28 protein-coding genes are annotated in these 25,691 nt (G+C 65.1%); 13 read left to right on the top strand and 15 right to left on the bottom strand.

The window, feature by feature from the left end; all coding sequences use genetic code 11:
- Genes K426_RS05325 through K426_RS05295 form a run of 7 tightly spaced genes read right to left on the bottom strand, consistent with a single transcriptional unit; the run spans position 1 to position 6,785 of the window.
- Positions 1–426, bottom strand: a complete 426-nt coding sequence (locus tag K426_RS05325; protein WP_066554703.1) for a hypothetical protein — start codon at positions 424–426, stop codon at positions 1–3.
- Positions 423–1,751 (bottom strand): FliI/YscN family ATPase, encoded by a 1,329-nt coding sequence (locus K426_RS05320; RefSeq protein WP_066554702.1) that lies wholly within the window; start codon positions 1,749–1,751, stop codon positions 423–425. The genes K426_RS05325 and K426_RS05320 overlap by 4 nt, the downstream gene beginning before the upstream one ends.
- Positions 1,748–2,380, bottom strand: a complete 633-nt coding sequence (locus tag K426_RS05315) for a FliH/SctL family protein (RefSeq protein ID WP_066554700.1) — start codon at positions 2,378–2,380, stop codon at positions 1,748–1,750. Before K426_RS05315 ends, K426_RS05320 begins: the two co-directional genes overlap by 4 nt.
- The gene (fliG, locus tag K426_RS05310) at positions 2,367–3,380 is read right to left on the bottom strand and encodes a flagellar motor switch protein FliG (protein WP_066554698.1); all 1,014 of its coding nucleotides are present in this window, start codon (positions 3,378–3,380) and stop codon (positions 2,367–2,369) included. Before fliG ends, K426_RS05315 begins: the two co-directional genes overlap by 14 nt.
- Positions 3,373–5,142 (bottom strand): flagellar basal-body MS-ring/collar protein FliF, encoded by a 1,770-nt coding sequence (fliF, locus tag K426_RS05305; RefSeq protein ID WP_066554696.1) that lies wholly within the window; start codon positions 5,140–5,142, stop codon positions 3,373–3,375. The genes fliG and fliF overlap by 8 nt, the downstream gene beginning before the upstream one ends.
- Before the next feature lies 1 nt (position 5,143).
- Positions 5,144–5,503, bottom strand: a complete 360-nt coding sequence (gene fliE / locus K426_RS05300) for a flagellar hook-basal body complex protein FliE (protein ID WP_066554694.1) — start codon at positions 5,501–5,503, stop codon at positions 5,144–5,146.
- Positions 5,504–5,516: 13 nt separating this feature from the next.
- On the bottom strand, positions 5,517–6,785 hold the full coding sequence (locus K426_RS05295; protein ID WP_066554692.1) for a sigma-54 interaction domain-containing protein: 1,269 nt from the start codon (positions 6,783–6,785) through the stop codon (positions 5,517–5,519).
- A 339-nt stretch (positions 6,786–7,124) separates the two neighbouring features.
- Between K426_RS05295 and K426_RS05290 the strand changes: the two genes are divergently transcribed.
- From K426_RS05290 to mdoH, 3 genes are all read left to right on the top strand, one after another.
- Positions 7,125–7,958 carry a flagellin N-terminal helical domain-containing protein gene (locus tag K426_RS05290; protein WP_066554690.1) on the top strand — a complete coding sequence of 278 codons (834 nt, stop codon included), beginning with the start codon at positions 7,125–7,127 and terminating at the stop codon, positions 7,956–7,958.
- A gap of 223 nt (positions 7,959–8,181) precedes the next feature.
- On the top strand, positions 8,182–9,693 hold the full coding sequence (locus K426_RS05285) for a glucan biosynthesis protein (RefSeq protein ID WP_066554688.1): 1,512 nt from the start codon (positions 8,182–8,184) through the stop codon (positions 9,691–9,693).
- Positions 9,694–9,768: 75 nt separating this feature from the next.
- Positions 9,769–11,667 (top strand): glucans biosynthesis glucosyltransferase MdoH, encoded by a 1,899-nt coding sequence (gene mdoH, locus K426_RS05280; RefSeq protein ID WP_066554684.1) that lies wholly within the window; start codon positions 9,769–9,771, stop codon positions 11,665–11,667.
- Here mdoH and K426_RS05275 read toward each other — a convergent pair whose 3' ends face one another.
- The 8 genes from K426_RS05275 to K426_RS05240 form a co-directional block, all read right to left on the bottom strand.
- On the bottom strand, positions 11,668–12,399 hold the full coding sequence (locus K426_RS05275; protein ID WP_443018220.1) for a sigma-70 family RNA polymerase sigma factor: 732 nt from the start codon (positions 12,397–12,399) through the stop codon (positions 11,668–11,670).
- Between the two features lie 18 nt (positions 12,400–12,417).
- Positions 12,418–14,550 carry a flagellar biosynthesis protein FlhA gene (flhA, locus tag K426_RS05270; protein ID WP_066554679.1) on the bottom strand — a complete coding sequence of 711 codons (2,133 nt, stop codon included), beginning with the start codon at positions 14,548–14,550 and terminating at the stop codon, positions 12,418–12,420.
- A gap of 9 nt (positions 14,551–14,559) precedes the next feature.
- Positions 14,560–15,381, bottom strand: a complete 822-nt coding sequence (locus K426_RS05265) for a flagellar biosynthesis protein FlgJ (protein ID WP_066554676.1) — start codon at positions 15,379–15,381, stop codon at positions 14,560–14,562.
- 158 nt (positions 15,382–15,539) lie between these two features.
- Entirely contained in the window at positions 15,540–15,848 is a 309-nt protein-coding gene (locus tag K426_RS05260; protein ID WP_066554674.1) for a hypothetical protein, read from the bottom strand.
- An 8-nt stretch (positions 15,849–15,856) separates the two neighbouring features.
- A complete protein-coding gene (gene flgM / locus K426_RS05255; protein ID WP_066554672.1) occupies positions 15,857–16,138 on the bottom strand; it encodes a flagellar biosynthesis anti-sigma factor FlgM in 282 nt (93 codons plus the stop codon).
- A gap of 46 nt (positions 16,139–16,184) precedes the next feature.
- Complete coding sequence (locus tag K426_RS05250) at positions 16,185–16,733, bottom strand: flagella basal body P-ring formation protein FlgA (protein WP_066554670.1); 549 nt, start codon at positions 16,731–16,733, stop codon at positions 16,185–16,187.
- Positions 16,734–16,798: 65 nt separating this feature from the next.
- Positions 16,799–17,284, bottom strand: coding sequence for a flagellar motor protein MotB (locus K426_RS05245; protein ID WP_066554661.1), 486 nt, complete (start codon positions 17,282–17,284; stop codon positions 16,799–16,801).
- Positions 17,281–17,949 carry a MotA/TolQ/ExbB proton channel family protein gene (locus K426_RS05240; protein ID WP_066554659.1) on the bottom strand — a complete coding sequence of 223 codons (669 nt, stop codon included), beginning with the start codon at positions 17,947–17,949 and terminating at the stop codon, positions 17,281–17,283. The genes K426_RS05245 and K426_RS05240 overlap by 4 nt, the downstream gene beginning before the upstream one ends.
- A gap of 260 nt (positions 17,950–18,209) precedes the next feature.
- Between K426_RS05240 and flgB the strand changes: the two genes are divergently transcribed.
- The 10 genes from flgB (at position 18,210) to flgK (ending at position 25,673) form a co-directional block, all read left to right on the top strand.
- Entirely contained in the window at positions 18,210–18,578 is a 369-nt protein-coding gene (flgB, locus tag K426_RS05235) for a flagellar basal body rod protein FlgB (RefSeq protein WP_066554657.1), read from the top strand.
- 2 nt (positions 18,579–18,580) lie between these two features.
- The gene (flgC, locus tag K426_RS05230; RefSeq protein WP_443018216.1) at positions 18,581–19,006 is read left to right on the top strand and encodes a flagellar basal body rod protein FlgC; all 426 of its coding nucleotides are present in this window, start codon (positions 18,581–18,583) and stop codon (positions 19,004–19,006) included.
- The gene (locus K426_RS05225; RefSeq protein ID WP_066554647.1) at positions 19,003–19,659 is read left to right on the top strand and encodes a flagellar hook assembly protein FlgD; all 657 of its coding nucleotides are present in this window, start codon (positions 19,003–19,005) and stop codon (positions 19,657–19,659) included. The genes flgC and K426_RS05225 overlap by 4 nt, the downstream gene beginning before the upstream one ends.
- 54 nt (positions 19,660–19,713) lie before the next feature.
- Positions 19,714–20,556, top strand: coding sequence for a flagellar hook-basal body complex protein (locus tag K426_RS05220; RefSeq protein ID WP_066554644.1), 843 nt, complete (start codon positions 19,714–19,716; stop codon positions 20,554–20,556).
- 72 nt (positions 20,557–20,628) lie between these two features.
- Complete coding sequence (locus K426_RS05215) at positions 20,629–21,372, top strand: flagellar basal body rod protein FlgF (RefSeq protein ID WP_066554641.1); 744 nt, start codon at positions 20,629–20,631, stop codon at positions 21,370–21,372.
- A gap of 63 nt (positions 21,373–21,435) precedes the next feature.
- Positions 21,436–22,221, top strand: a complete 786-nt coding sequence (gene flgG, locus K426_RS05210) for a flagellar basal-body rod protein FlgG (protein ID WP_066554635.1) — start codon at positions 21,436–21,438, stop codon at positions 22,219–22,221.
- A 2-nt stretch (positions 22,222–22,223) separates the two neighbouring features.
- The gene (locus K426_RS05205; RefSeq protein ID WP_443018215.1) at positions 22,224–22,907 is read left to right on the top strand and encodes a flagellar basal body L-ring protein FlgH; all 684 of its coding nucleotides are present in this window, start codon (positions 22,224–22,226) and stop codon (positions 22,905–22,907) included.
- Between the two features lie 14 nt (positions 22,908–22,921).
- Entirely contained in the window at positions 22,922–24,019 is a 1,098-nt protein-coding gene (locus tag K426_RS05200; RefSeq protein WP_176392355.1) for a flagellar basal body P-ring protein FlgI, read from the top strand.
- Entirely contained in the window at positions 24,019–24,342 is a 324-nt protein-coding gene (locus K426_RS05195) for a rod-binding protein (RefSeq protein WP_066554631.1), read from the top strand. Before K426_RS05200 ends, K426_RS05195 begins: the two co-directional genes overlap by 1 nt.
- Complete coding sequence (flgK, locus tag K426_RS05190) at positions 24,339–25,673, top strand: flagellar hook-associated protein FlgK (RefSeq protein ID WP_066554629.1); 1,335 nt, start codon at positions 24,339–24,341, stop codon at positions 25,671–25,673. Before K426_RS05195 ends, flgK begins: the two co-directional genes overlap by 4 nt.
- Positions 25,674–25,691 lie beyond the last annotated feature (18 nt).

The following is a 25,691-nucleotide window of genomic DNA, read 5'->3' as shown; positions in this document are numbered from 1 at the left end:
TCAGACATCTCCTGTCCTCTGCATCCGGCGATAGCGCGGCAGGGCCGCGAGTTTATTCTCCCGCCATTCCTCCAGGTCCGCGCGGGCGCGATCCTTGAGCTTCACGGCGATTTCGCGATCCCGATTGGCCGCCAGGCTAAGGCCTTCCTTGACCTCCACCTTGCGGCGCGCATCGTAGAGCGCACCGTCCAACTGACGCCCCGCCTGTTCCAGACGGCCCGCCAGTTCCTGCATCGCTGCAAAATTCGCGCCAGTTGCGATGCCCTGCCCGGTAAAAAGATCATCGCGCACCGTCCGCAGGCGATCGACATTGCGGGCGATGCCTTCCGCCTCGTCGCGGGCGCGCGCGGTTTCGGCCACGGCCATGGCATGCTGCACATGGCGGACGCGCAGCACGCGCTGGCGGCGGGCGACTTCTCCCTTCACGCGCCGAACTCCGCGATAAGGGCGTTGGCGCTGGTGTCGAGGTCGATGAAGCTCTTCTGATCCTGGCGGATGAAGTCGAGGATGTCCTGGCGGCGTTGCACCGCTTCGTCGATCACCGGATCATTGCCGGGGCGATAGGCGCCCATCAGGATAAGGTCGCGATTTTCCTCATAGGCGGCCCAGAGGCGGCGATAGGAAGCGGCGGCTAGCCGATGCTCGTCCGGCACCACATCGGCCATGACGCGGGACAGCGACTTGCCGACATCGATGGCGGGGAAGATCGACTGCTCGGAAAGGTGGCGCGACAGCACGAAATGGCCGTCGACAATGGCGCGGGCGGCATCGACGATCGGATCGTCCGTATCGTCGCCATCGGCCAACACGGTATAAAGCGCGGTGATCGAGCCCCCGGTCCGGCTATCGACGCCAGCGCGTTCCACCAGCCGGGGGATCAGCGCCAGAGCGGAAGGCGGATAGCCCTTCATCGCAGGCGGCTCGCCCAGCGCCAGCCCGATCTCGCGCTGGGCATGGGCGCAGCGGGTCAGGCTGTCGATCAGCAGCAGCACCTTCTTGCCGCGGGCGCGGAAATATTCGGCAATGGCAGTGGCGCGGGCGGCGGCGCGCAGACGCAGCACCGGCGGATGATCGGCGGGGACGGCAACGACGATGCTCTTGTGCATCGCGCCCTTGAGCTTGGTTTCGAGGAAATCGCTGACCTCCCGGCCGCGTTCCCCGATCAGGCCCGCGACGACGATGTCAGCTTCGGCGCCCTGGATCATCTGGCCCATCAGGACCGACTTGCCGACGCCCGAACCCGCGATGATCGCGATGCGCTGTCCCCTCCCGGCGGTCAGCAGCGCATTGACGGCGCGGACGCCCAGATCGAACGGCTCGGTGACGCGGCCCCGGTCGAGCACATTGCCCTTGACGCCGTTGAGCGGCCACGAACCGCCCGCGATGATCGGCCCCTTGCGGTCCAGCGGCTGGCCCATCGCGTCGATCACGCGGCCGATGAGGCCTTCGCCCACCTGCACCATGGTCGCCTGGCTGTCCGGCTCGACCCGCGCCCCATTTTCCAGCGGCGCGTCGCTGTCGAGCGGCACCAACAGGGTCTTGTCGCCGCGAAAGCCCACGACTTCGGCTCGGCAGATCGACCCGTCCGATGCAATCACCCGCGCGCCCGCGCCGATGGGGCGACGGAAACCGGTGACTTCCAGCATGCCTGCATCATGGCTGACCAGCCGGCCGACATGGCGCGGCTGGCGGTTCTGCACCTGCATATGGTCGAACAGCGTCTCCGCCTGGGCGAGCGCGGCATTGATCATGCCTTACCCTCCATATCGTCAAGCAACGCACGCAGGCGCGACAGGCGTATGTCGGGGCCGTCCTCGACCCAGCCGTCAGCGGTTTCCAGCCGGACGCAGCCGCGTTGCATGCCGTGGTCCGCGACCAGCTTCACGCCGATATTCTCGCCGTCCAGCAGTTCGATATCGTCCGGATGCAGGTGCAGCGCGCCCTTCTCGTCATTATCCTCGATGAAGGCGGCGACGCTGTCGCAACGCTGGAGCAAGCGTTCGATGTCGATCTCGACCTCGCCCACAATCTGTTCGACCAGCCGCACCACGGTGGCGGACAGCATGGTCGACAACATGCCGCTGGGCGCGGGAGCCAACAATTCCAGCGCTTCGGCAAGGCGCTTGCGCGCCTCGGCGTCGGCCGCATTGGCTTCCGCCGTCACGCGGCTGCCTTCGTCAAAGCCCATGGCGAAGGCTTCGATCCGGGCCTGTTCCAGCACTTCCTCTTCGCTTTGCGGCACGCTGTCATGCACCGGCTGGCCGGGCGCGGCATGCACCGGCGCGAACAGGCTGCGGAAGCCGCCGCTCGTCACCTGTCCCATGCCGCCCAGCGGAATGCTGGCGACCTCTGCATTGGCCCAAAGCTTAGACAAAATCATTCCCCTTGCCGCCCAGCATGATGGTGCCCGCATCGGCCATGCGGCGCGCGGTTCCGATGATGAGTTTCTGCGCGTCGATCACTTCGGCCAGGCGGATCGGCCCGCGTTCCTCGATCTCGTCGGATATGGCCTGCGCGGCGCGGGCCGACATGGACCCGAAAATCTTCGCCTTGAGCATGTCGTTCGCGCCCTTCAGCGCCACGACCAGCACGGCGCTGTCGACGGTGCGCATCAGCGTGCCCATATTCTTGTCGTCCATGTCGATGAGGTTGTCGAAGACGAACATTTCCTCCTCGATCGTCTGGGCGACCATCTTGTCCCGCTTGGCCAGCGCCTTGATGATGCGCTGCTCATTATCCTTGCGGACATTGTTCATGATCGCCGCCGCCTCGACCGTGCCGCCGCGCTGGGAGGCGCCGCCCTGCTTCTTCGACATGTTGCCGCGCAGCAGAAGCTGTTCGAGGTCGTCCAGCGCTTCGTTCGACACCGGGCCGAGCGTGGCGATGCGATAGACGATCTCTTCCTGATATTCGGTCGGCAGCAATTGCAGCACGTCGGCCGCGATCGGCGCCTCCAGATGGGCGAGCACGATCGCCATGATCTGCGGATGCTCCACCTCGATCAGCACGGCGATTTCCTTGGCGTCCATCCATTTCAGCATTTCAAGCTGGGTGGAGCGGGTCGGCGGGGTGATCCGGGCCAGCATATTCTCGGCCCGCTCCTCGCCCAGCGCCTTGGTCATCGCGCCGCGGATATGGCGGGTCGCGCCATAGCCGATGGTGGTGCGCTTCTTCGCCTTGGTGACGAAATGGTCGAGCGCTTCGTTGACTTCCTCAACCTGCACATCCGCGACATCGTACATCGCATAGCCGAGTTGGCGGACTTCATCAGGCTCCAGGCGCGAGAGGATCTGCGCGGCTTCATCCTCGTCGAACAGCATCAGCAGGACGGCGGCGGCAGCGCTACCCTTGAGCGCCGTGGCTTCGGCGGCTTCAGGCATTTTCCTTCTTCCCTTCCTTCAGAAGGTCGCGGACGACCAGGGCGGCGCGGTCGGGATCCTGCTTCACGAAATTGCGGATCAGGTCGGCGCGCTGGGCGTAGTCATAAGTCGACGAGATCATGTCGAGCGTGATGGGCGTCGAACCATCGGGGTTCACCGTCACCTGGCGCGTGATCTCGGTCGAGATTTCGCGGCCGATCTTCTTCCCCTCCGCGGCGACCTGTTCAGCAACGGCGGCCTGGGCGGCGGCGCGGCGCTTGAGCAGCGGGCGGCCGATGCCGAAGATCACCAGCAGCGCGACCAGCAGCGCCGAAACATTGCGCACCAGCGGCGACACCCATTCGGCCTCATACCAGGGCGCCTGAACCACCTCTTCCTTGGCGAAGCTGCGCGAGGACAAAGCCACGACGTCGCCCCGCGCCTGATCGAAGCCGACCGCGCCCTTCACCAGCGCTTCGAGGGCGGCGATCTCCTGCGCGCTGCGCGGCTTGCCGTCCGGGCCGTTGTCGAGCGCGACGGCGACCGACAGGCGCTTGACCGTGCCGATGGCGTCCTTGGTCACGGAGACTTCGCGGCCGAGTTCGAAGCTGCGGTTGAAGGTCTCTTCCGTCTTCATCAGCGGATTGGGCGGCGTGCCGGGTTGGGCGGCGGTTTGCGCGCTAGTGGTGCCCTGATTTGTCGAGCCTTGGGCTACGGCCTGGCCATTGGGATTGGTCTGGGTCACGGTCGGGTTGACCGGAGCCTGATTGCTGAGCGCGCCCGGAATGCCGCTCGCCTCGCTACCGGCTCCGTTTCCTTGCCCGCGCGGGTCGGACTGCCAACTGCCGGTTTCGTTGCGCAGACGCGCTTCGTCCTGCGGATAGGTTTCGCGGGTCGCCTGGCGTTCCGCGAAGTTGAGTTCGGTATGCACCTCGGTCGAGAATTTGCCAGCGCCCAAAATCGGGGTCAGCAGTGCGATCACCGACTGGCGATAGCGATCCTCCATCCGGGTCTGGATGGCGAGCTGACGATCGTCGGCGGCGTTGCTGTCATTGTTGCTGATCAGGCGGCCATTCTGGTCGACGACCGAAATATCCTCCGGATTGAGTTCCGGGATCGAGGAAGCGACCAGATGCACGATGGCGCTGACCTGCGCGTCGGTGAGCTGGCGGCCCTGCGCCAGACGCAGCATCACAGAAGCTGAGGGCTTGGCCCGTTCGCGCAGGAACACGCTCGGCGGCTCGACCGCGAGGTGGACCTTGGCGCTCTCGACGCTGTCGATCGCTTCGATCGTGCGGGCGAGGTCCATTTCGCGGGCCGAACGGAGCTTCTCGCCCTCGACGGCGCGGCTGGCCCCCATGGGCAGGCTGTCGATCATGCTGTTGCCGTCGGGCGCGCTCTTGGGCAGGCCTTGGGCGGCGAGCATCATCTTCGCCTTGAAATAATCATCCTCTCCGACAGTCATGCTGCCCGAATTGTCGAAGTCGTAGCGGATGCCATTCTGGTCCAGCACCTGCGCGACCGCCGACTTGTCGGCATCGGGCAAAGCGCGGAACAGGTCGCGCTGCGGCGGTTCGCGCAGCGCCAGCCAGGCGGCGCCAGCCATGGCGACGACGCCCAGCAGGCCCAGCAGCGGCAGGCTTTTCGCCACGGCCGGTTGCCTGACGAAGCCGGTGAAGCGCGCCTTCAGCGCATCCATGCCTTTGGCGCCGCCAAAGGCGGGGCTGGTGGCGGGGAGAGCGGCAGCGCCGCCAACATTGGTGGTGAGTGCGTTCTCGCTCATATTACACCGGCATGCTCATGATGTCCTTGTAAGCGGACAACAATTTGTTGCGGACCTGAAGGGTGGCTTCGAAGCTCACCGACGCCTGCTGCTTGGCCAGCATGACCCCGGCGATATCCGTCGTTTCCCCCCGTTCGAACGAGGCGGCTGCTTCACCCGCCTGATTTTGCAGGCCGTTGACCTGGCTTAGCGCCGATTTCAGCGCGTCGGTAAACCCGCCCGGCGCGGTGGCGCCGTTGGTGCCGACGGCGGAAGGGCCGTTGGTGTTGCCGGTCTGCGCGACATCGCGCAGCGCGGCGTTCTTCTGGAGGATGGCGTTGCGGATCGCCATCACGCTGTCGGTCGGAGAAATGCCGGACATGCCCTATCTCCCCTTAAGCAGCCAGCTCGCGCATCTCGGCAAGCCGATAGCGCAAGGTGCGTTCGGAAATGCCGAGCTTGCGCGCGGCGGCGGCACGGTGACCGTCGGTTTCGCGCAGCGCGGCGCGGACAGCCTCCAGCTTCGAATGATGGGCCACGTCGCGCAGGCGGATCGGATCGGCGGGCGCCAGAACCTGCTCCACGAGGCGAAGCTGCGGCGCGCCGGTGATGTGCAGATCGTCGGCGGAAATGCGGTCGCCATCCCGCAGGACAACGGCGCGCTGCAGCACATTGCCCAGCTCACGGGCATTGCCCGGCCAGACATGGGCGGTCAGCTTTTCCAGAGCGGCGGCGGTCGGCCACACAAAGGCAGCCTTCGCCATATCCTGATGCCGCAGCAGCATGGCGGCGGCGATGGCGGTCACGTCGCCCGGACGCTCGGCCAGCGGGCGCAGCTCCAGCGGCATGACGTTGAGGCGCCAGTAAAGATCTTCGCGGAAGCGCCCGGCGGCGACTTCGGCGGCAAGGTTGCGGTTGCAGGCCGCGATGATGCGGACATTGACCGGCACCGGGTGAGTCGCGCCGACGGGCAGCACTTCGCCTTCCTGAATGGCGCGCAGCAGCTTGGCCTGAAGCGCCAGCGGCAGTTCCGCGATTTCGTCGAGGAACAAGGTGCCGCCGTCCGCCGCCAGGAACAGGCCTTCCGAAGCATTGGCCGCGCCGGTGAAGCTGCCCTTCTTATGACCGAAGAGCATCGCCTCCATCATGGTTTCGGGGAGCGCCGCGCAGTTGACGGCGATGAAGTCATGGGTGGTGCGGCCCGACTGGGCGTGGAGGAAGCGCGCCATGCCTTCCTTGCCGGTGCCGGTGTCGCCCTGGATCAGCACGGTGGCGTCGCTGCGCGCCACGCGGCCGGCCAGCGTCATCAGGCGCGCGCTGGCATTGTCGCCCACCGCCGGGAGAGCCGCCGGACGGGCCAGTTCCGCGATCAACGCGAAGGCAAAGCCCATATCTTCCAGACCGAAAGCCACGCGGGCAGGCAGGCCGCTGGCGGCGGGCACCAGCGAAGGCGCTCCGTCCACCAGGTTGATCAATATGTCGCGATGGGTCGCATGGCCGATCTCGGTCGCCAGCAGGACGCGCCGATTATCCCGTTCAGCGCCCTCGCGCTCACGCGGACTTTGCGCGTCCACGATCCGCACGGAATAGAACGCATTTTCCAGCCAGTGCTGCAGGCCCGGAACGAGCGCGCAGACTCCTCGGCTCACGTCCAACGATGACATGAACTTTTGTCCCCATGATTTGGTAGGATTGTGCCCCCGCACGCCCCTGACCCCTTCGATGGTTTGAAACTGCCGGACTGTGGTTAGCATATGGTTAATGCGGCAAACCCCTTGCCGCATAACGGCAATTTTTTTCCGCCTTGCCGGAACTTTTCCCCCGCTTCTGTATATAGGGGCGCCCATAAGGGTCCATTTAGCCCCGGTTTTCCGGGCTTTCCTGAAAAATATCAGAAAAAACGCGCAACGGCCTAAAAGCTCTTTCGCCCCTGCCGTTATCCCCTTTCGAGGCCGCAAGCAGCCTGATGGCAGCGACCTGATAGTGAACGGAAAGGGATTATCATGACTGTTATCGGAACCAACTCCTCGGCGCTGCGCGCCACCAATGCTTCGGCCATGGCCAACAAGGCTCTCAGCACCGCGATGGAACGCCTGTCGACCGGCAAGCGCATCAACAGCGCGAAGGACGACGCCGCCGGCCTGGCCATCGCATCGACCATGACCTCGCAGATCCGCGGCATGACCCAGGGCATCCGCAACGCCAATGACGGCATCTCGCTCGCCCAGACGGCGGAAGGCGCGCTGGGCGAAGTCAGCAACATGCTGCAGCGTATGCGTGAACTGACGGTTCAGGGTCTGAACGGCACCAACGACACGAAGTCGCAGGGCAACATCAAGAATGAAATCGACCAGCTCGGCAAGCAGATCGACTCGGTCCTGAGCAAGACCCAGTTCAACGGCAAGGACCTGTTCTCCGCGTCCGCCCCGGCCACGATCGACATCCAGGCCGGCGCCAGCGGCACCGACACCGTTTCCCTCACCCTGGGTCAGCTCGACCTGTCTGCCGTCGCCACCTCGGCCGGCGGCGCATTGAGCGGCACCGTGGCCGCCCCCGCTTTCGCAGCCGGCGATCTCGCCGCCTATGACACGGCACTGGCAACGGTGGCGACCAAGCGCGCCGATCTCGGCGCCGCGCAGAACCGCCTCGAATCGACGGTCAACAATCTGACGGCGAACGTCACCAACCTGACTGACGCCCGCAGCCGCATCGAAGACGCCGACTTCTCGGCCGAAACGACCGCGCTCGCCAAGCAGCAGATCCTGAGCCAGGCTTCGACCGCAATGCTGGCCCAGGCCAACCAGAGCCAGCAGGGCGTGCTGAAGCTGATCAGCTAAGGCCTGACAAGAGATTGACCGGCTGGGGTCTTGGTCACCTCAGCCAGTCATGCCGCCCCCGGCACATTATCAGTCCCCACCGTGCCGGGGGCAAAGACTTCGATGAAACGACCAGCTTAACGAAGCCTCCGTCCCCCCGGGCGGAGGCTTCATCGTATTTGTCGATCGGCCATTTTCCAGTCAATGCGGGATCGAAACACTTGCATTGGCAGTTGTCGCACCCATGATGATCGCCATGACCAAGATTTCTTCGACCGGGATGGGGCGGCGCGCCATGATCGCCGCCTCCGGCGCGGCGCTGCTGCTTCCCCGCGCCCTTTTCGCTCAACCCCGCGGCGGCGCTTTTTCCTGGGACATGGTGATCGGCCGGGCGCAGCGGCTGACGCGCGCGCCCTTTGCCGTGACGCCCTTTTTCCCTGGCGCGGACAAGATCGGCTATGACGCCTTTAACCAGGCGCGCTTCCGCGATGAACGGACGATCTGGAACGACCTGGGCGGCGACACCGGCCTTCGCCTTTTCCCTCTGAGCAGCACGGTGCAGCAGCCGGTTGAGATCGCGCTGGTCGAAAGAGGGCGGGCAACGCCGCTCCGCTACGATCCCGACATGTTCGACGCCCCGCCCGGCAATGCGGTGCGCAATCTTGGCCCCGATGCCGGCTTTTCGGGTTTCCGCATCATGAACGCGGCGCGGGACGGCGACTGGCTGTCCTTCCTGGGCGCCACCTATTTCCGGGCGCCCGCCGAAAAGCAGTTCGGCCTGTCGGCCCGCGCCGTCGCGATCAACACCAGCATTTCGGGCAAGGAAGAATTTCCCCGTTTCACTCATTTCTGGCTGGAACGGACCGGGCGGAGCAGCGTCACCGTCTATGCGCTGATGGACAGCGCCTCGCTGACCGGCGCCTTCCGCTTCGCCAACGAGTTGACGCCGCAGGGCGTGCGGCAGGATGTCGATGCCGTGCTGTTCGCGCGCAAGCCCATAGCCGAACTGGGACTGATGCCGATGACCAGCATGTTCTGGTACGATCAGGCCGACCGCGCCAAGCGCACCGACTGGCGCCCGGAAATCCATGACAGCGACATGCTGTCCATCGCCAGCGCCGACGGCACCGCCCATTGCCGCCCGTTGGTCAATCCCTCCGCGCCACGCGTCGATGTCTTTGCCGAGCGCAATCCCAAGGGGTTTGGCCTGCTCCAGCGCGACCGCGATTTCGACCATTATCAGGATGACGGCGTCTTTTACGAACGGCGCCCGTCGCTCTGGGCGACCAGCCGCAAGCCGCTGGGCGCCGGGCAGGTGCGACTCTACGCCTTCCCGACCGACAGCGAATATACCGACAATGTCGCGGCCTATTGGACGCCCGCCGCCTCCATCCGCGCAGGCAGCCGGATCGAGGCGAGCTACCGGCTCGACTGGTCAGCGGCGCGAACGCCCGGTTCGAGCGGCCTTGCCACGGTCGAGAATATCTGGACCGGGCAATCGGGCGAGACCGGGGTCGAACGCTTTCTTGTCGACTTTGCCGGGGTTCCGGCCCAGACTCGCCCGGACATATGGGTCGACCTGGCAGGAGGAACGCTGGTCAAAAAGGCGGGTTATCCCGTGCTGCATCAAAAGGACATGTTCCGGATGGTCCTGGATATTCGTCGGGACCGGGGCAAGTCGACCGATATTCGCGCCCAACTTCGCACTGGCAATCGCCCGTTCAGCGAATATGTGCATTACCCGCTCGGCGCCTGACGGCAGGGCTTGTTGTGGAACCCGGCGGGTTTGGGCCGGTTTGCATAAGGCGGTGAACCGGAAAATGGGTCGGACATGAAAGCAACAGGCGGCAGGCACACGGATAAGACCATGGGATCGGCGCCTGTACGGGCGTTCGAGCATCTTCCCGTGGAACGACCGCTGGCCATGCCCGCGCAGGATTTTTCCGCGACTCCACGCGACCTGCCGCATCGCTCCTTCAACATCGATCTCTGGGCGCGACGGACATTGGTCGTGCTGCTGGCGCTGCTGCCCGCATCCATGGCGGCGCATGAGATGCGGCGGTCGATTGGCCTCGATGGCATTTCGGCGTGGGAGGGGGTTTATCTGGCCCTGTTCATCCCTCTTTTCGCCTGGATCGCCTTCGGCTTCGCGACCAGCCTGATCGGCTTTCTGCTGCTGACCATGGGCAAAGGGCAAGGCGTGCGGCCCTATCGCACGCGTACCGCTCCACCTCTGCGCGGGCAGACAGCCGTGCTGCTGCCCGTCTGCAACGAGGATTTTCAGGGCGTACTGGGCCGCCTGTCGATCATGGAGCGCTCGCTGGCGCAGGTGATGGGCGGCGAGCGCTTCGAATTCTTCATCCTCAGCGATTCCAACCCCGAAAATGGCGAGATCGAACGCGCCGCCTATATGAAAATGCGCAAGGGCTTCTCCCGCCCGGTCCACTACCGCCGCCGCGCTCTTAATATCGGCCGCAAGCCCGGCAATATCGCGGAATGGGTGGAACGCTTCGGCGGCGCTTACGACTATATGATCGTGCTGGACGCCGACAGCGTGATGAGCGGCCAGACCATGGCGCGTTTGGCATCCGATATGGAGCGGCATCCGCATGTCGGCCTGATCCAGACCGTGCCGTCGATCGTCGGGGCCACGACCTTCTTCGCCCGCTGGCAGCAATTTGCCAGCCGCCTCTTCGGGCCGATCTCGGCCGCCGGCATGATCTGGTGGGCAGGGTCGGAAGGCATGTTCTGGGGCCACAACGCGATCCTGCGGACCAAGGCTTTCGCACAAAGCTGCGGCCTGCCCGAACTACCGGGCCGCGCGCCCTTTGGCGGGCATATCATGAGCCATGACATGGTCGAGGCTGCGCTGCTGCGCCGCCGTGGCTGGGACGTGCATATCGTCATGGCCGACGACAGTTTCGAGGAATTTCCGCCCTCCCTGCCCGATCTCGCCACCCGCGACCGGCGCTGGTGCCAGGGCAATATCCAGCATGTTCCCCTGCTCACGAAGATCAGGGGCATGCATCCGGTCAGCAAGTTCCAGCTTTTCGTCGGCGCTTCGGCCTATTGCACCTCCCCCCTTTGGCTAGCGCTGATGCTGGTGGTGCTGGGCGGCGCGGCGGCGGGCGTGTGGCCGCCGAGCGCGATCCTGCCCTCGGGCAGTCTGCTGGCGCTGACCGCCGTGCTGCTGTTCGGGCCGAAGCTGCTGGCGCTGCTCTGGGCGCTGGCCGATCCGGCGCGGCGCATCGGCTTTGGCGGCGGCGTCAGGATGGTGCGCGGGGTGATCGCGGACATCGCCCTGTCGATCCTGATGGCGCCGGTCAGCATGCTGACCCAGACCATCAACCTGTTCGGCATCCTGATGGGCCGCAAGAGCAGTTGGAACGGCCAGACCCGCGACCGTGACGGCATGGCGATACTGCCCGCCATCTGGCTGTTCAAATGGCATATCCTGCTGGGCGCGGGGCTGACGCTGCTGGCGGTCAAATCCGGCACCTCGCTCGGCTGGATCATGCCGGTGGCGGCGGGACTGGTGCTGGCGCCGTTTTTCGCGGCCTTCACGGCGCGCAAGGATCTGGGCGGCCATGTCGCGAAAAGCGGGCTGTTCCAGGTAGCGGAGCCCTGGTGGCGGATGCAGAATTACCAGAAGACGCGCTATCGGCAGTTGCAGCTCGATAATGCAAAGCCGCCGTTCGATGGATTGTCGAACCCGGCGAACGATAGTTGATCAGTCCCAGTCCCGCAGCTTCTCGCGCAGCTTGTCGAGCGCCGCCTTCTTGATCTGGCAGACACGCGCCGCGCCGATATCCAGCGTCGCGCCGATTTCCTCCAGATTGAGTTCCTCGACGAAATAAAGCTGAAGCACCAGCGCCTCGCGCTGCGGCAATTCCCCGATGCATTTGGCGAGAGCGCCTTTGAGCGCCTCCCGCTCCATCACATCGTCGGCGCGATCCTCGACATCCGCGAACCACATGGACTGGTCGGAATAGACCTCATCCATGCTGCTATGCTGCACCATCTCGCAACTGTCGGCCACTTCGCGATAGGCGGCGGCATCCAGCCCCATCTCCGCGGACATTTCCGCTTCCAGCGGCGCACGGCCCAGCTTCTGTTCCAGCCGGCCGCGTATGCCCGCCAACTGCTTGCGCTGGGCCATGGCGGAGCGCGTCATCGTCGCATGGCGGCGCAGATGGTCGATCATCGCCCCGCGCACGCGCAACTGCGCGTAGGAGGCGAAACCCAGGCCCCGATCCTCAAAACCATTGGCCGCCTCGACCAGCGCGACCATGCCGATCTGGAGCAAGTCCTCAATCTCTATGGCGCTGGATACGCGGCCATGGACGTGCCAGGCGGTCTTGCGCACGAGCGGCATATAGCGGCGCGCGAGCTGTTCGGGAGAATTGGCATTGCCGGTGCGGCCATAGGTGTTGGCATCGGAACCGGCGACGACCCTGTTCATATACATTGGTCAGGCTCCTCAGGCGACGCGCTCTCGGGCGGCGGACTCTCTGGGCAAAGGATCATGGCGTGGCGCAGGCCGCTGCTCGCCGCCGACCACGGCGACGACCTCCACGCCCTTGCCATCGGGGATTTCCAGGAAGGACAGCACGGGCGTCTCCGGCAGATGCGGCTTGAACAGGCGAGCCAGCGCGCGGCGTGCGAGCGGCGAGGTGACGATGGCGAAGTTGCGCGCCTGTCCCAGCAACGGGCGGGCGGCCTGCACCACCGCCTCGATGATGCGGTTGGCGAGCGCGGGCTCGATCGGGTGACGCGCATCGCCCGCGACGCGCATCGCCTGCGCCAGCAGCGCTTCCAGATCGCCGTCCAGCGTGATGACCGGCAGCGGCATCTTCACCGGCACCAGCCCCTGGATGATGAGCGAGCCGATGCGCTGACGCACCGCTTCGACAAGCTGGTCGAGGTTCATATCCGGGCGGGCCGCATCGACCATCGCCTCGCAAATGCGGCGGAAGTCCTTGAGCGCGATCCCTTCGGCCAGCAGAGCGCGGCAAAGCGCGGAAATCTGCGTCAGGTTCAGCAGCCCCGGCGTGAGGCCATCGACCAGTTGCGGCGCGGCTTCCTTGAGGTTGTCGAGCAGCTTGCGCGCTTCGTCCAGGCCGAACATCTCGCTGGCGTTCATCGCGATGAGCTGGTTGAGATGGGTGGCGACCACCGTCGGCGGATCGACCACGGTATAGCCCGCGACCACGGCCTCGCTGCGCTTGGCAGGCGAAATCCAGACAGCGTCGAGGCCGAAGGTCGGGTCTTTGGCCTCGCGGCCGGACACTGTGCTCTCCAGCGCGCCACTGTCGAGCGCCAGCAGATCGTCGGGGAAGATCTCGTCCTCGCCCACGACGACGCCGGCGATGGTGATGCGATACTGGTTCGGCTCCAGCGCCAGATTGTCCTTCACGCGGACCATCGGCACGACGAAGCCCAGTTCCTTCGAAAGCTGGCGACGAATGCCGGTGATGCGGGCCATCAGCGGCGCGCCCTTGCGCTCGTCGACCAGGCCGATCAGGCCATAGCCGATCTCCAGCCCCAGCACCGCGCCATCGGACACGTCGTTCCATTCGATCAGCGCGGGGTTCGGCGGCGGGGCAACCGGTTCAGGTTCGGCCGCCTTGCGCTGACCGGCCTTGCGGAGCTGCCAGGCGATGCCCCCCGCGATCGCGGCGGCGGACAGGATGATCATGTGCGGCATGCCCGGCAAAATGCCGAGGAAAGTCAGGATCGCCGCCACCGGAATCCAGGCCTTGCCCGAACCGAACTGGCTGGTGATCTGGCCGCCCAGATCCTGTTCGCTGCCGACGCGGGTGACGATGGCCGCCGCCGCGATGGAGAGCAGCAGCGCCGGAACCTGCGCGACCAGCGCGTCACCGATGGCAAGAACGATATAGGTTTGCGCGGCCTCTCCGATCGACAGGCCATGACTGACCACGCCCAATATGATGCCGCCGACGATGTTGATGGCCAGGATCAGGATGCCCGCAACCGCATCGCCCTTCACGAACTTGCTGGCACCGTCCATGGAACCGTAGAAATCCGCCTCGGTCGCGACTTCGCGGCGGCGGACCTTGGCTTCTTCCGGCGTCAGCAGGCCGGCGTTCAAATCGGCGTCGATCGCCATCTGCTTGCCGGGCAAGGCATCCAGGGTGAAACGCGCAGACACTTCCGACACGCGGCCCGCGCCCTTGGTGATGACGACCAGGTTGATGATCATCAGGATGGCGAAGACGAAGATGCCGACGACATAATCGCCGCCGATCAGGAAATGCCCGAACGCCTCGATGACATGGCCCGCCGCGTCCGACCCTTCATGCCCCTGCACCAGCACCACGCGGGTCGAGGCGACGTTCAGCGCCAGCCGCAGCAGCGTCGCGAACAGCAGCACCGTTGGAAAGCTGGAGAAATCCAGCGGCTTGGCGGCGTTCAGCGCGACCATCAGCACGGCCAGGCTGATCATGATGTTGGTGATGAACCCGACGTCCAGCATGAACGCAGGCACCGGCACCATCATGAACAGCACGACCATCAGCGTCGCAAAGGGCAACACCGCTCCCTTGGCGGCGCTCGTCCAGATCTTCGCTTTGACTTGGGCAGGAGTCATCTTTGGCCGTTACCTTCCGAGGGTGGCGAGCATGAGATAGGCGAGGCGCGCGGTCTGCGGTTCCGGCCGGACGGTGACGTCGGCGGCGGTCGCAAGGCGCTGGGTTTCGATCCGCACATAATCGGCGGGCTGGACCGTCTTCGCGCCGGAGGGCAGCGCGTTGTCGGCATATTGAATATCGCCGGTGCCGATCGAATCGAAACCCTTCTGGAGCTTCGAGGCAAAGCGATCACGGATTTCGGCAAAGCTGCGGGCATTGCCCTGGCGGTCGTAGAAGATCGAGCGGTTGGCCCGCGCCGCCGCCGGGAACATCGACGCTGCCGTCGCGTCGGGCGCGCGGTCGTTCATCGCCAGGAATTTGCTCGCCCCGCCAACGCCCAGGAAATGGGCCATGTAGAGATCGACCGGCTCAGCCTCGCGGCCCAGCCGCTGTTCCAGAGTGGCCTTGTTGTCGGCCGCATGTTCGGCCGCCATGACGGAGGCGGTTTCCGGATGCTTGCGCAGGTCGAGGATCTGCTGACGCAAATCGGGGTCGGACACATAATAATGGCCATTGCTGCCCCGGCTGATCGCGTCGGCGGCCCAGCCCAGGCCATATTCGCTGCCATGCTGGTCGATGACCGCCAGCCAGCTTTGATCGACGAACTGGTACAGCCCTGTCGCGGACGAAGTCGTGGCGCGGGCGGTGGGGTTCAGGCTGCTTTCGATCTTCGCCTGCCCCAGCAGATAGGCGAAGTCCACGCCTGTCCTGCGGCTGGCCATGGCGATCGCGTTGGTCACGCGATTGCCCGCCGAAGCGCCTGTTGCGGTGATGTCTGCGAAAGCCGACACTGGTTGCTCAAATCCCCATTGGTATCGAGGGTCAATAGAGCAAGTGACGTGCCAAGATTTGGTTAACGCGCGGTCATAATTTGCTTTTCGCGTTCGGTTCGACGCAAAAAAGGCGCCCGTGGGCGCCTTGCGGAAACAAGCAGAAAATGGCGGTTTTTTTAGCGGCCGTATACCAGCGGCGCGGTTTCCGCGCCCTGAGCGGCGAGAATGGTCAACCGCTGATTCGCATGATCGGCGAGCAGGTTGGTGCGAACCCGCGCCGATTCGATCAGGGGCTGCAAAGCCTTCAGCCGTTCCCGCACCACCTCATCGGAACGCCACACGCCAATGGCGCGGACGGTGGAGGCGGCTGCGGCAATCCGGCGGGTCGCCGCTTCGATCGCCGCAACGTCCGTGCCGTCCAGCACCGACCGCAGCTCTTCGAAAGCCGCGTTCAACGCATCCAGCGCTGCAAGACCGAGCGGCATGGGACGGTTCAGTCCGCGACCGGCAGGTCGAGGGCGATCATGCGATCAGCGATCGCCGCCGGATCGACCGGATAATTGCCCGACGCGATCGCAGCCTTGATGGCGGCCACCCGATCCATGTCGACCGGCGCGCCTTCCGCCGCCATGCGGGCAGCAGGACTGGCGGAACTGGCCGTCGAAGATGCGCTGACAGCCGAACCGGCCGCCGAAGCACGCGTCGTCTTGCCGCCTTCCTTCAGGCGGGTCGCCTCCAGGGCGGCGCTGATATTCTGGCCGACAGACTTGATCATCGTTTCAATCCTTCATTCGTCCCGCACAGCCTATATACGGCCGGGTTCAAAAATTATTAAATCCCGGAACACGAACTATTCCCATTTCCACGACCTGCGCCAGAATCGGCGCGGCTTTCTTGTCCTCGCGCACGCGGATCGTCTGACCCACCGCGCCGTCCTCGTCCGCGACCATCATGCGCGAGACGCTGAAACTCGCATTGCCCGCCATCAGTTGGACAGGATCGCCCTTCTTCACGACGGCCTCCTTGGGGATGGCCCGCGCGGCAGGCGCGTAGCGCGCAACCGGCCCGGAAGACGCCGCCGCCGCACCCGCGCCCAAAGGCACGCGGATGCGCCAGCCCAAGGCGTCGCATTTGACGATCGCCGCACCGAAGACCGGGCCTTCGACGCCGGGCGTCGTGGGGCAGGCGGCCAGCCGCAACCGCCGGTCCACCGGCGCGATGGGGCCGCCCGGCTCGCCTATATTGGCGCCCACGGTCATCGCAACCAAGCTGTCGATACGATCCAGATTCTCGAACTTCTGCTGCGCCAGCGCAGGATCGGACGCCGATATGGACAGCGCCAGAAGGAGGATCTTGGGGAAATTCGTCACGGTTTCTCTCCGATGAAGCGGACAGCATCAACCATTGAGAAAAGCAAATATCGTGCCAAGCTGCATTACCTGCCCGGCATGACCCGGATGACCTGCCCCTTGCCCGAAGCACCGTCGAGCTGGTCCAACCCGCGAATGACCAGCCGGTCCCGGCCGACGCCATGGCCTTTCAAGCCCCGCGCCACGGCCCCCAGCCGCGCCGCCGCCAAATCCCACGAATCGAAGCGCTGCCGCCCTGGATCGGTCCCCTGGCTGCTGATCTCCAGCCGAGTCCGGCCCGAAGCGAAACGTCCCGCCAAGGCCGCCAGACGCGCCTCTCCCGCTGGCGTGAGCAGCGCCTCGCCCGGCAGGAACAGTTCGGCCGCCCGCATTTCCGTCGCCTTGGCAAGCGCTCGTCCACCAAATTGCTGACGCACCTGCGCCAGCATCGCGTCCCGGCGCTGCCCGCTGGCCTGCAACATTACGAAAAAGCCGAGCAGCAGCAGCAGCAGATCGGCAAAGCTGAGCGCCCAGCGGCTGCGCCGGGCGCCGGAGGATGTCAGGATGCTCATGCGACCTCACGGATCGAGGCGCGGCGCAGCGGCACATTTTCCCGGCGCGCAATCGCCGCCATGCGGTCCGCCACTTCCTTCTGCCAGGCCAGTTCACGTTCCGACAGGTCAGCCAGCCGCGCAGCGATGGGCGCGGCCATGATATTGGCGATCACGACGCCATAGAAAGTGGTGAGCAGGGCCAGCGCCATGGACGGCCCCAGCCTGGCGGGATCGTCCATCCCCGCGAACATGCCGACCAACCCGATGATCGTCCCCGCCATGCCCAAAGCGGGCGCGGCATCGGCAATCGAAAGCCAGACGTTGCGGGCGCTTGCATGCCGCTGCGCACGGTCGGCCAGGGTCTGCGCCGCCCACAGTTCGAACTGATCGGTCTTCTCGCAATTGGCGAGCTTGCGCGCAGCCTGGGTCAGGAAAGGATTGGCAGTCTTCACCCGGTCCGTGCAGGCCAGGCCACGCAGTTGCGCCACCTGATCGATCTTGAGCAGCGCCGCCCGCGCGGCGTCGCGATCCTTGGCCGGATCGGCGCTCAGCAAAGGCGCCAACGCCGCAAAGGCGCGGCCCAGCGCCCGCCCGCCATTCTGGAACAGCGCAACGATCCCGATGCCGGCCATCATCGCCAGCAAGGTCAGGGGATCGAACAAATGCGCCAAGATACCGATCATATCACCGTCCCCAACTCATCCTCCGGTCAGGCGGCAAAGCCCTGCCACCGACCGGCAAATTTCTGCCGCCCTTGCCGCCATGCCCATGCGAACCCCCGGATTTCCGCCATTTCTGCCTTGCCGATGCGTCACCCACGCAAATTGGCACGGCTTTTGCGAATATCAGGCTGGATCAGCCGCAGTTCACGCCATCAGGCCTTAGAACGGCGGAGGATCGGCAAGTTTTAGGCCTTCAGGGTCGAAAAAACGGAAAGACGAAAATGTCGCTGGAAGACGGATTGTTCGGGATACATGGAAAGGCGCTGGCGCTTCGCTCGCAGCGGCTCTCCCTGCTCGCGTCCAACATCGCGAACGCCTCGACGCCCGGTTACAAGGCGCGCGACATCGATTTCGAGTCCGCGCTGAAGGAAGCCACCACGCAGCAGAGCAAGTCGGCCGCCGACGTGTCGCAAGCTGTCGATGACTCGATGGGCTATCGCGTGCCGCTGCAATCCAGCCTTGACGGCAACACCGTCGAACTCAGCACCGAACAGACGCTGTTTGCGGAAAACGCCGTCAAATATCGCACGACCCTCTCCTTCCTTGAGGGCCGCATCAACACCATCACGCGCGCCTTGAAGGGAGAATGAGCATGAGCGGTTACGGATCTTCGGGTTCTGGCCCCTTGAACGTCTTCGACATCGCCGGCCGCGCCATGAGCGCGCAGCTCGTGCGCCTGAACGCGACCGCATCCAACATGGCCAATGCCGGCAATGTCACCGGCAGCGCAGCGGAGGCCTATCGCGCGATCAAGCCGGTGTTCCAGTCGGTCACCGACAGCCCCGGCGTCTCGACCGTCAAGGTCCAGAATGTCGTCACAACCAATGCGCAGCCCACCAAGCGCCACGATCCCAACCATCCGCTGGCCGATAAGAATGGCGATGTCTGGGAAGCGGCCGTGGATAGCAGCGCGGAGCTGGTCGACATGATCGAGACCGCCCGCATGTACCAGAACAATGTGCAGGTGCTCAACACCGCCAAATCCCTGATGCTCGAAACCATAAGGATCGGCAAATGACGACCACCACCGCAACCGACAGCGCGGGGCTTTCGGTCTATAACCCCTATGCCAATGTCGGCACCGGCAAGTCGGAAATGGGCCAGGCGGATTTCCTGCGCCTGCTGACCGCGCAGATGCAGACGCAGGATCCGTTCGAACCAATGGATAACGCCCAGATGGTCTCGCAGATGGCGACCATCACCAATAGCAGCGGCATCGCGGAAATGAATCAGACGTTGAAAGGCCTGGCGTCCGAACTGAGCGGCACCCGGCTGGGCGATGCGGCGAGCTGGATCGGCAAGTCGATGCTGGTCCAGAGCAATATCGCCGCGCCCGACGCCGCCGGCCAATATATGGGCCAGCTGAGCTTTGCCGACGCCACCAGCGGCGCGAGCGTCGATCTGGTCGACGGCAACGGCAACGTCCTCAAGACCATCGACCTTGGCAATCAGCCTGCGGGCAACGTCAATTTCTTTTGGGACGGCAAGGATGACGCAGGCAACACCGTCGCCACCGATGCGCTGAAGATCAAGGTCAACGGCGCCACGCCCAGCCGCGTCGCGAGCTGGACTACCATCGCCGCCGTCCAGTCACCCGCCGACGGCAGTTCGTCCAAGCTCATTACCCCATTGGGCACCTACAGCCCGTCCGACGCCATTTCCCTCGCCTAACTTCACTCGAATCCTTTTCAACCCCAAGATCCTTTTCACCCAAGGAGCAACGCCATGTCCTTCTACATCTCGCTTTCCGGTCTCAAGGCGGCCCAGTCCGACCTCTCGACCATCTCCAACAATGTCGCCAACGTGAATTCGACCGCGTTCAAGAAGAGCAAGGCCGTGTTCGGTGACATCTTCTCGTCCGCGCCGATGCAGACCACGACGCAGGTGTCGGGCCAGGGCGTCCGCGTGCAGGGCGTGAACCAGCAATTCACCCAGGGCACAATCGAAACCACCGACAAGACGCTGGACCTCGCCATCACCGGCGAAGGCTTCTTCACGGTCAAGCGCACCGCCGACAATCAGGTCAGCTATACCCGCAACGGCGCCTTCTCGGTCGATGAGAGCCGCTATGCCGTCGACACCACCGGCGCCCGGCTCCAGGTGATCCCGCTCGATCCGGTCACCGGCGTTTCGACGGTGACGGGCACGGTGACCACCGCGTCGCTCACCGACCTCAAGGTTCCGACCAACTGGCCCGACGGCGGCACCGGCAACCAGCTTTCCAGCGTCGGCGTGTCGGAAGAAGGCAAGATCACCGGCGTCTATGCGGACGGCACCACCGTCTATCTGGGCGCAACCGCCATGGCCGCGTTCAACAGTCAGGAAGGCCTGCGCCAGCAGGGCGACGCGCACTGGACCGCCACCAACGCCAGCGGCACGCCAATGCTCGGCATGGGCAATAGCGGGCTTTATGGTTCCGTCCGCTCGGGCGCGCTGGAACGCTCCAACGTCGATATCACGGAAGAGCTGGTCAGCCTGATCTCGGCCCAGCGCAACTTCCAGGCGAACTCGAAGGCGATCGAAGCGGCCAACACGCTGTCGACCACCATCGTGAACATGCGCACCTAAACTCCTTCGTCATTCCCGCGTAGGCGGGGATGACAGGATTGTTTCCGGCACCCGCAAGAACAGGACTCACCCATGGACCGGCTCGTCAACACGGCACTCACCGCGATGCGCGGCGCGATGGCGCGGCAGGCGGCGATCTCCAACAATCTGGCGAACGTCAACACGACCGGCTTTCGCGCCGAAATCGCCAATGCCGAGACGCGCTGGATCAAGGGCGACAGCCTCAACACGCGGGCGCAAGCGTCCGAACAGGTGATCGCCGCCGACATGGCGCAAGGCGCGGTCACGGAAACGGGCAATCCGCTGGACGTGGCCCTGAACGGCGATGCAATGCTTGCCGTTCAGGGTCCGGACGGCGGCGAAGCCTATACGCGCCGCGGCGACCTGAAGGTCACCGACAGCGGCCTGCTCACGACCGGCGACGGCCTGCCCGTGCTGGGCGAAGGCGGCCCCATCACCCTGCCGCAGATGGACAGCGTCTCCATCGCCAAGGACGGCAGCATCTGGGGCGTGCCGCAGGGCGGCGACCCCGCCAATCCGCAGCAGGTCGACAAGCTGAAACTGGTCAGCCCGGTCGGCTCCGGCATCGCCAAGGGCACGGACGGGCTGTTCCGCGAAGTGAATGGCGGCGCGCTGCCCGACGATCCGCTCGCCAGCGTGACCGGCGGTTCGCTGGAAGGATCGAACGTGAACGCGACGTCCGCGCTGGTGCAGATGATCGAGGCCAGCCGCGCCTGGGAAACCCAGGTCAAGATGATCGACACCGCCAAGCAGCTCGACGACGGCGGCGCATCGCTGATGCGCCTCGACAGTTAATGGTTAATTTTGGCACGATCTTTGCTTTGAAGTCCGCATGAGCCTGCCTCACGGAGATAGACGATGACCAACGCAGCCCTTCATGTCGCCCGCACCGGCCTTGACGCGCAAAACACGAAGATGCGTGTGATCGCCAACAACCTGGCGAACGTCAACACCACCGGCTTCAAGCGCGACCGCGCCGATTTCGAAACGCTGGCCTATCAGCAGATCGTGGCGGCGGGCGCCAACAGCGACAGCCAGAACAAGTTCGCCACCGGCCTCAACCTCGGCTCGGGCGTCTCGTTGCAGGGCACCAGCAAGATCAACGAGCAGGGCACGCTGAACCAGACCGGCAATACGCTGGACATGGCGATCGAGGGTTCGGGCTATTTCCAGGTGCAGCAGCCCGACGGCTCCATCGCCTACACCCGCGCGGGCAATTTCACGACCACGGCCGAAGGCACGGTCGTCACCAGCGACGGCCTGCCGCTGATCCCGCAGATCACCGTGCCGCAAGGCGCGAGCGTCACCATCGGCAATGACGGCACCGTCTCCGCCACGCTTCAGGGGCAGACCGAACCGACCCAGCTCGGCCAGATCGAACTGGCGAGCTTCATGAATCCGGCGGGCCTGACCGCTGTCGGCGGCAATCTGCTCAAGGAAAGCGCCGCCAGCGGCACGCCGCAGGTCGGCGTCGCGGGGCTGGATGGCCGGGGCGTTGTCCGCTCGGGCTATCTCGAAACCTCGAACGTCAATGTCGTGGAGGAGCTGGTCGACATGATCGAAACCCAGCGCGCCTATGAGGTCAATTCCAAGATGATCAAGGCGACCGACGAGATGCTCCAGTACGTCAACCAGCAATTGTGAGGATGACGATGCGCCTCGCTTTGGCCTCCCTGCTCGCCCTGTCGATGGTCACTCTTGCCGCCTCCCCGGCCATGGCCGGCAAGAAGCGCGATGCCGAGCGGCAATTTTATGCCCCCACGGTCGTTGCCGCTCCTGCCGCGCCTGCGGCCAACGGTTCGATCTTCCAGGCGTCGATGGGCTACACCCCACTCACCAGCGGGGCGCGGGCGACCAGCGTCGGCGACATCATCACCATCGTCCTGGTCGAAAGGACGCAGGCGACCAAGAGCAACAGCGCCGACACCAAACGCGACGGCAGCATTGCGCTGACGCCGCCCAGCACCGGCCCGTTGTCGAAGCTCTTTTCCGCCAGCGACATCGGCTCCAGCGGCAGCAATGCCTTCACCGGCAAGGGCGCCGCCACCCAGTCCAATGCGCTGAATGGCGAGATCACCGTGACGATCGCGGCGACCTATCCCAACGGCACGATGCTGGTGAAGGGCGAGAAGGCGCTGACGCTCAATCGCGGCGACGAATATATCCAGATCAGCGGCCTCGTCCGTCAGGCCGATATCGGCCCGGACAACCGCATCGCCTCGACCCGCGTGGCCGACGCCAAGATCATCTACACCGGCAAGGGTGAGATCGCCCGCGCCAGCCGTCAGGGCTGGTTGCAGCGCTTCTTCTCCATGATCAGCCCCTTCTGATGGACATGCAAGCCATGACCCGCCTGTTTCGCTTCCTCCTGCCCCTGATGGCGCTGCTGGCGGCTCCCGCCCATGCCGAGCGGATCAAGGATCTCGGCACCTTCCAGGGCGTGCGTCCCAACCAGCTCACCGGGTACGGCATCGTCGTCGGCCTCGCGGGCACCGGCGACGACAGCCTGGACTATGCGACGCAGGGCATGAAGGGCGTGGTCTCGCGTTTCGGCCTGACGCTGCCGCAGGGGATCAATCCGGCGCTCAAGAACGCGGCGGCGGTCCTAGTGACGGCGGACCTGCCCGCCTTCGCCAAGCCCGGCCAGCGGCTGGACGTCACCGTCTCGGCGCTCGGCAAGGCCAAGTCGCTGCGCGGCGGCACGCTGATCATGACCCCGCTGCGCGGCGCGGATAACGAAATTTACGGCATGGCGCAGGGCAACCTCGCCGTCGGCGGCCTCGGCGTGTCCGGAGCGGACGGCAGCCAGGTGTCGGTCAACATTCCCTCCGCCGGGCGCATTCCGGGCGGAGCGACCGTCGAACGCGCCGTAGCCACCGGCTTCGACACCGCGCCTACCCTCACCTTCAACCTTTCGGAAGCCGACCTCACCACCGCCCTCCGGGTGGCGGACGGCATCAACCGCACCTTCGGAGATCACCGCGCCAAGGCCACGGACGCCGTTTCGGTCTCCATCGACGCCGCGCCGGGTGCCACCGACCGCGTCATGATGATGGGCCTGATCGAGAATATCGAGGTCTCGCCCGCCGATGCGCCCGCCAAGGTGATCGTCAACGCCCGCACCGGCACGGTCGTCATCAACGGCGCGGTGAAGATCCATCCCGCCGCCATCGCGCACGGGAAAATCACGGTCAGCGTCAATGAATCGCCCCGCGTCGTCCAGCCCGCGCCCTTCTCTCAGGGACAGACGGCAGTGGAGCAATCCAGTTCGATTTCGATCGATCAGGAAAAGAGACCGATGATTAATTTTAAAGGTGGAGCCTCTTTGGCCGATATAGTCAAAGCGGTGAACGCCATCGGCGCCTCCCCCGCGGACATGGTCGCGATCCTCGAAGCCTTGAAACAGGCGGGCGCGTTGAAGGCTGAACTGGTGGTGTTGTGATGCAGATACACTCGACTTCGACGGCGGCGGCTCAGGCCGGCGGAACCCAGAGCAAGGCGTCGCTGGAAAAAGCCGCGCAGCAGTTCGAGGCGATCTTCCTGCGCCAGATGATGGGCGCGATGCGCTCTGCCAGCCTGGCCGAAGGCATCAGCGATTCCAGCGCCACCGATCAGTTCCGCGACATGGCCGACGCCCGCACCGCAGACAGCATGGCGAGCCGGGGCACGCTCGGCATCGCTGAAATGCTGATGCACCAGTTCGGCGCGAAGCTGGGCGCATCCAGCCCCGCCGCTGCGGGCCAGGCTGAAGGCAAGGTTGAATGAGCGACCTCTTCATCATCGGCGCGTCCGGCACAAAGGCCTATCGCACCGCAATGGCGGCGGTGGCGGAGAATATCGCCAACGCCAGCACGGAAGGCTATTCGCGCCGGTCGGTTACGACGATCGAGTCCGGTTCCTCCACCGCGACCATGGCCGTCTATATTTCCCGCGGCAATTTCGGCGGCACTGATGTCAAGAGCGTCAACCGCGCCACCGATCCCTATCTGGATGCGACGGTACGCTATACCAATATGCAGCTCGGCAGCGCGGTGGCGCGGATGCGCTGGCTGACCGATTCGGAAACGGCGCTCAACGACACGGAAACCGGCGTCGGCCAGCTCATGACCGGCATGTTCCAGAATATGGACAAGCTGGCCGCCCGCCCGAACGACAACTCCCTGCGCGTGACGACGCTGGACAGCATCAGCCGCGTCGCGCAAGCGTTCCAGCAGACGGCGGCGGATCTGACCCAGGTGTCGAGCGGCATCGCGACCGAAGCGCAGGCGTCCGTGACGACGATCAACCAGGCGCTCTCGGCGCTGGCCGACATCAACAACAGCCTGCTGCGCGCGGCGCCGGGCACTTCGGCCTATGCGCAACTGCTCGACGGGCGCGACGCGGCGCTGGGCACATTGTCGTCCAATCTCAATATCGACGTCAGCTTCGGCGCGCATGATCAGGCGCAGGTCACGCTGAACGGCCAGACGCTGGTGCAGGGCAGCAGCGCCACACCTCTGGCCCTTACCGTCAATAGCAACGGCACGCTGGCGCTGGCGACGAGCGGCGGCACCGCGCTCGCCGTGCCGACCAGCGGCGCGCTGGGCGGACTTTTTTCCGTCGCCGTTACCGTGGCCGATCGGCACGCCAGCCTCGACACGCTGGCGCAGCAGTTCGTCACCGACATGAACGCGTGGCATGCCCAGGGACGCACCGATGCAGGCGCCGCCGGCGCGGCGCTGCTGTCCGGAACCACCGCCGCCAGCGTCACCGCGCTGATCAGCGACCCGGCCCAGCTTGCCGCCAAATCGTCGGACGGCACGCCGAACGGCAATCTGCTGACCGTTTCGGCGTCTCTGCGCGGCAATGGCAGCGTCGAACAGGGCTGGACCGCGCTGATCGCGACCCATGCCAACCTCCTCTCCTCCACCAAGGCCGAGCAGACCACGGCGCAGAGCCGCAGCGATCAGGCCGTGTCCGCGCGCGAAGCGGTGAGCGGCGTCGACCTCGACATGGAGGCGGCCGATTTGTTGCGCATCCAGCAGGCTTATTCGGGCAGCGCGAAGATCCTTCAGGTCGCGAAGGAAACCGTCGACGCGATCCTGCAGATCATCTGAAGGGCAAGGAACCGAACC

Source organism: Sphingobium sp. TKS, from assembly GCF_001563265.1.
GTDB lineage: Bacteria > Pseudomonadota > Alphaproteobacteria > Sphingomonadales > Sphingomonadaceae > Sphingobium.
Note: the sequence above shows the minus strand (reverse complement) of the source record. Positions and strands in the feature narration are given on the sequence as shown.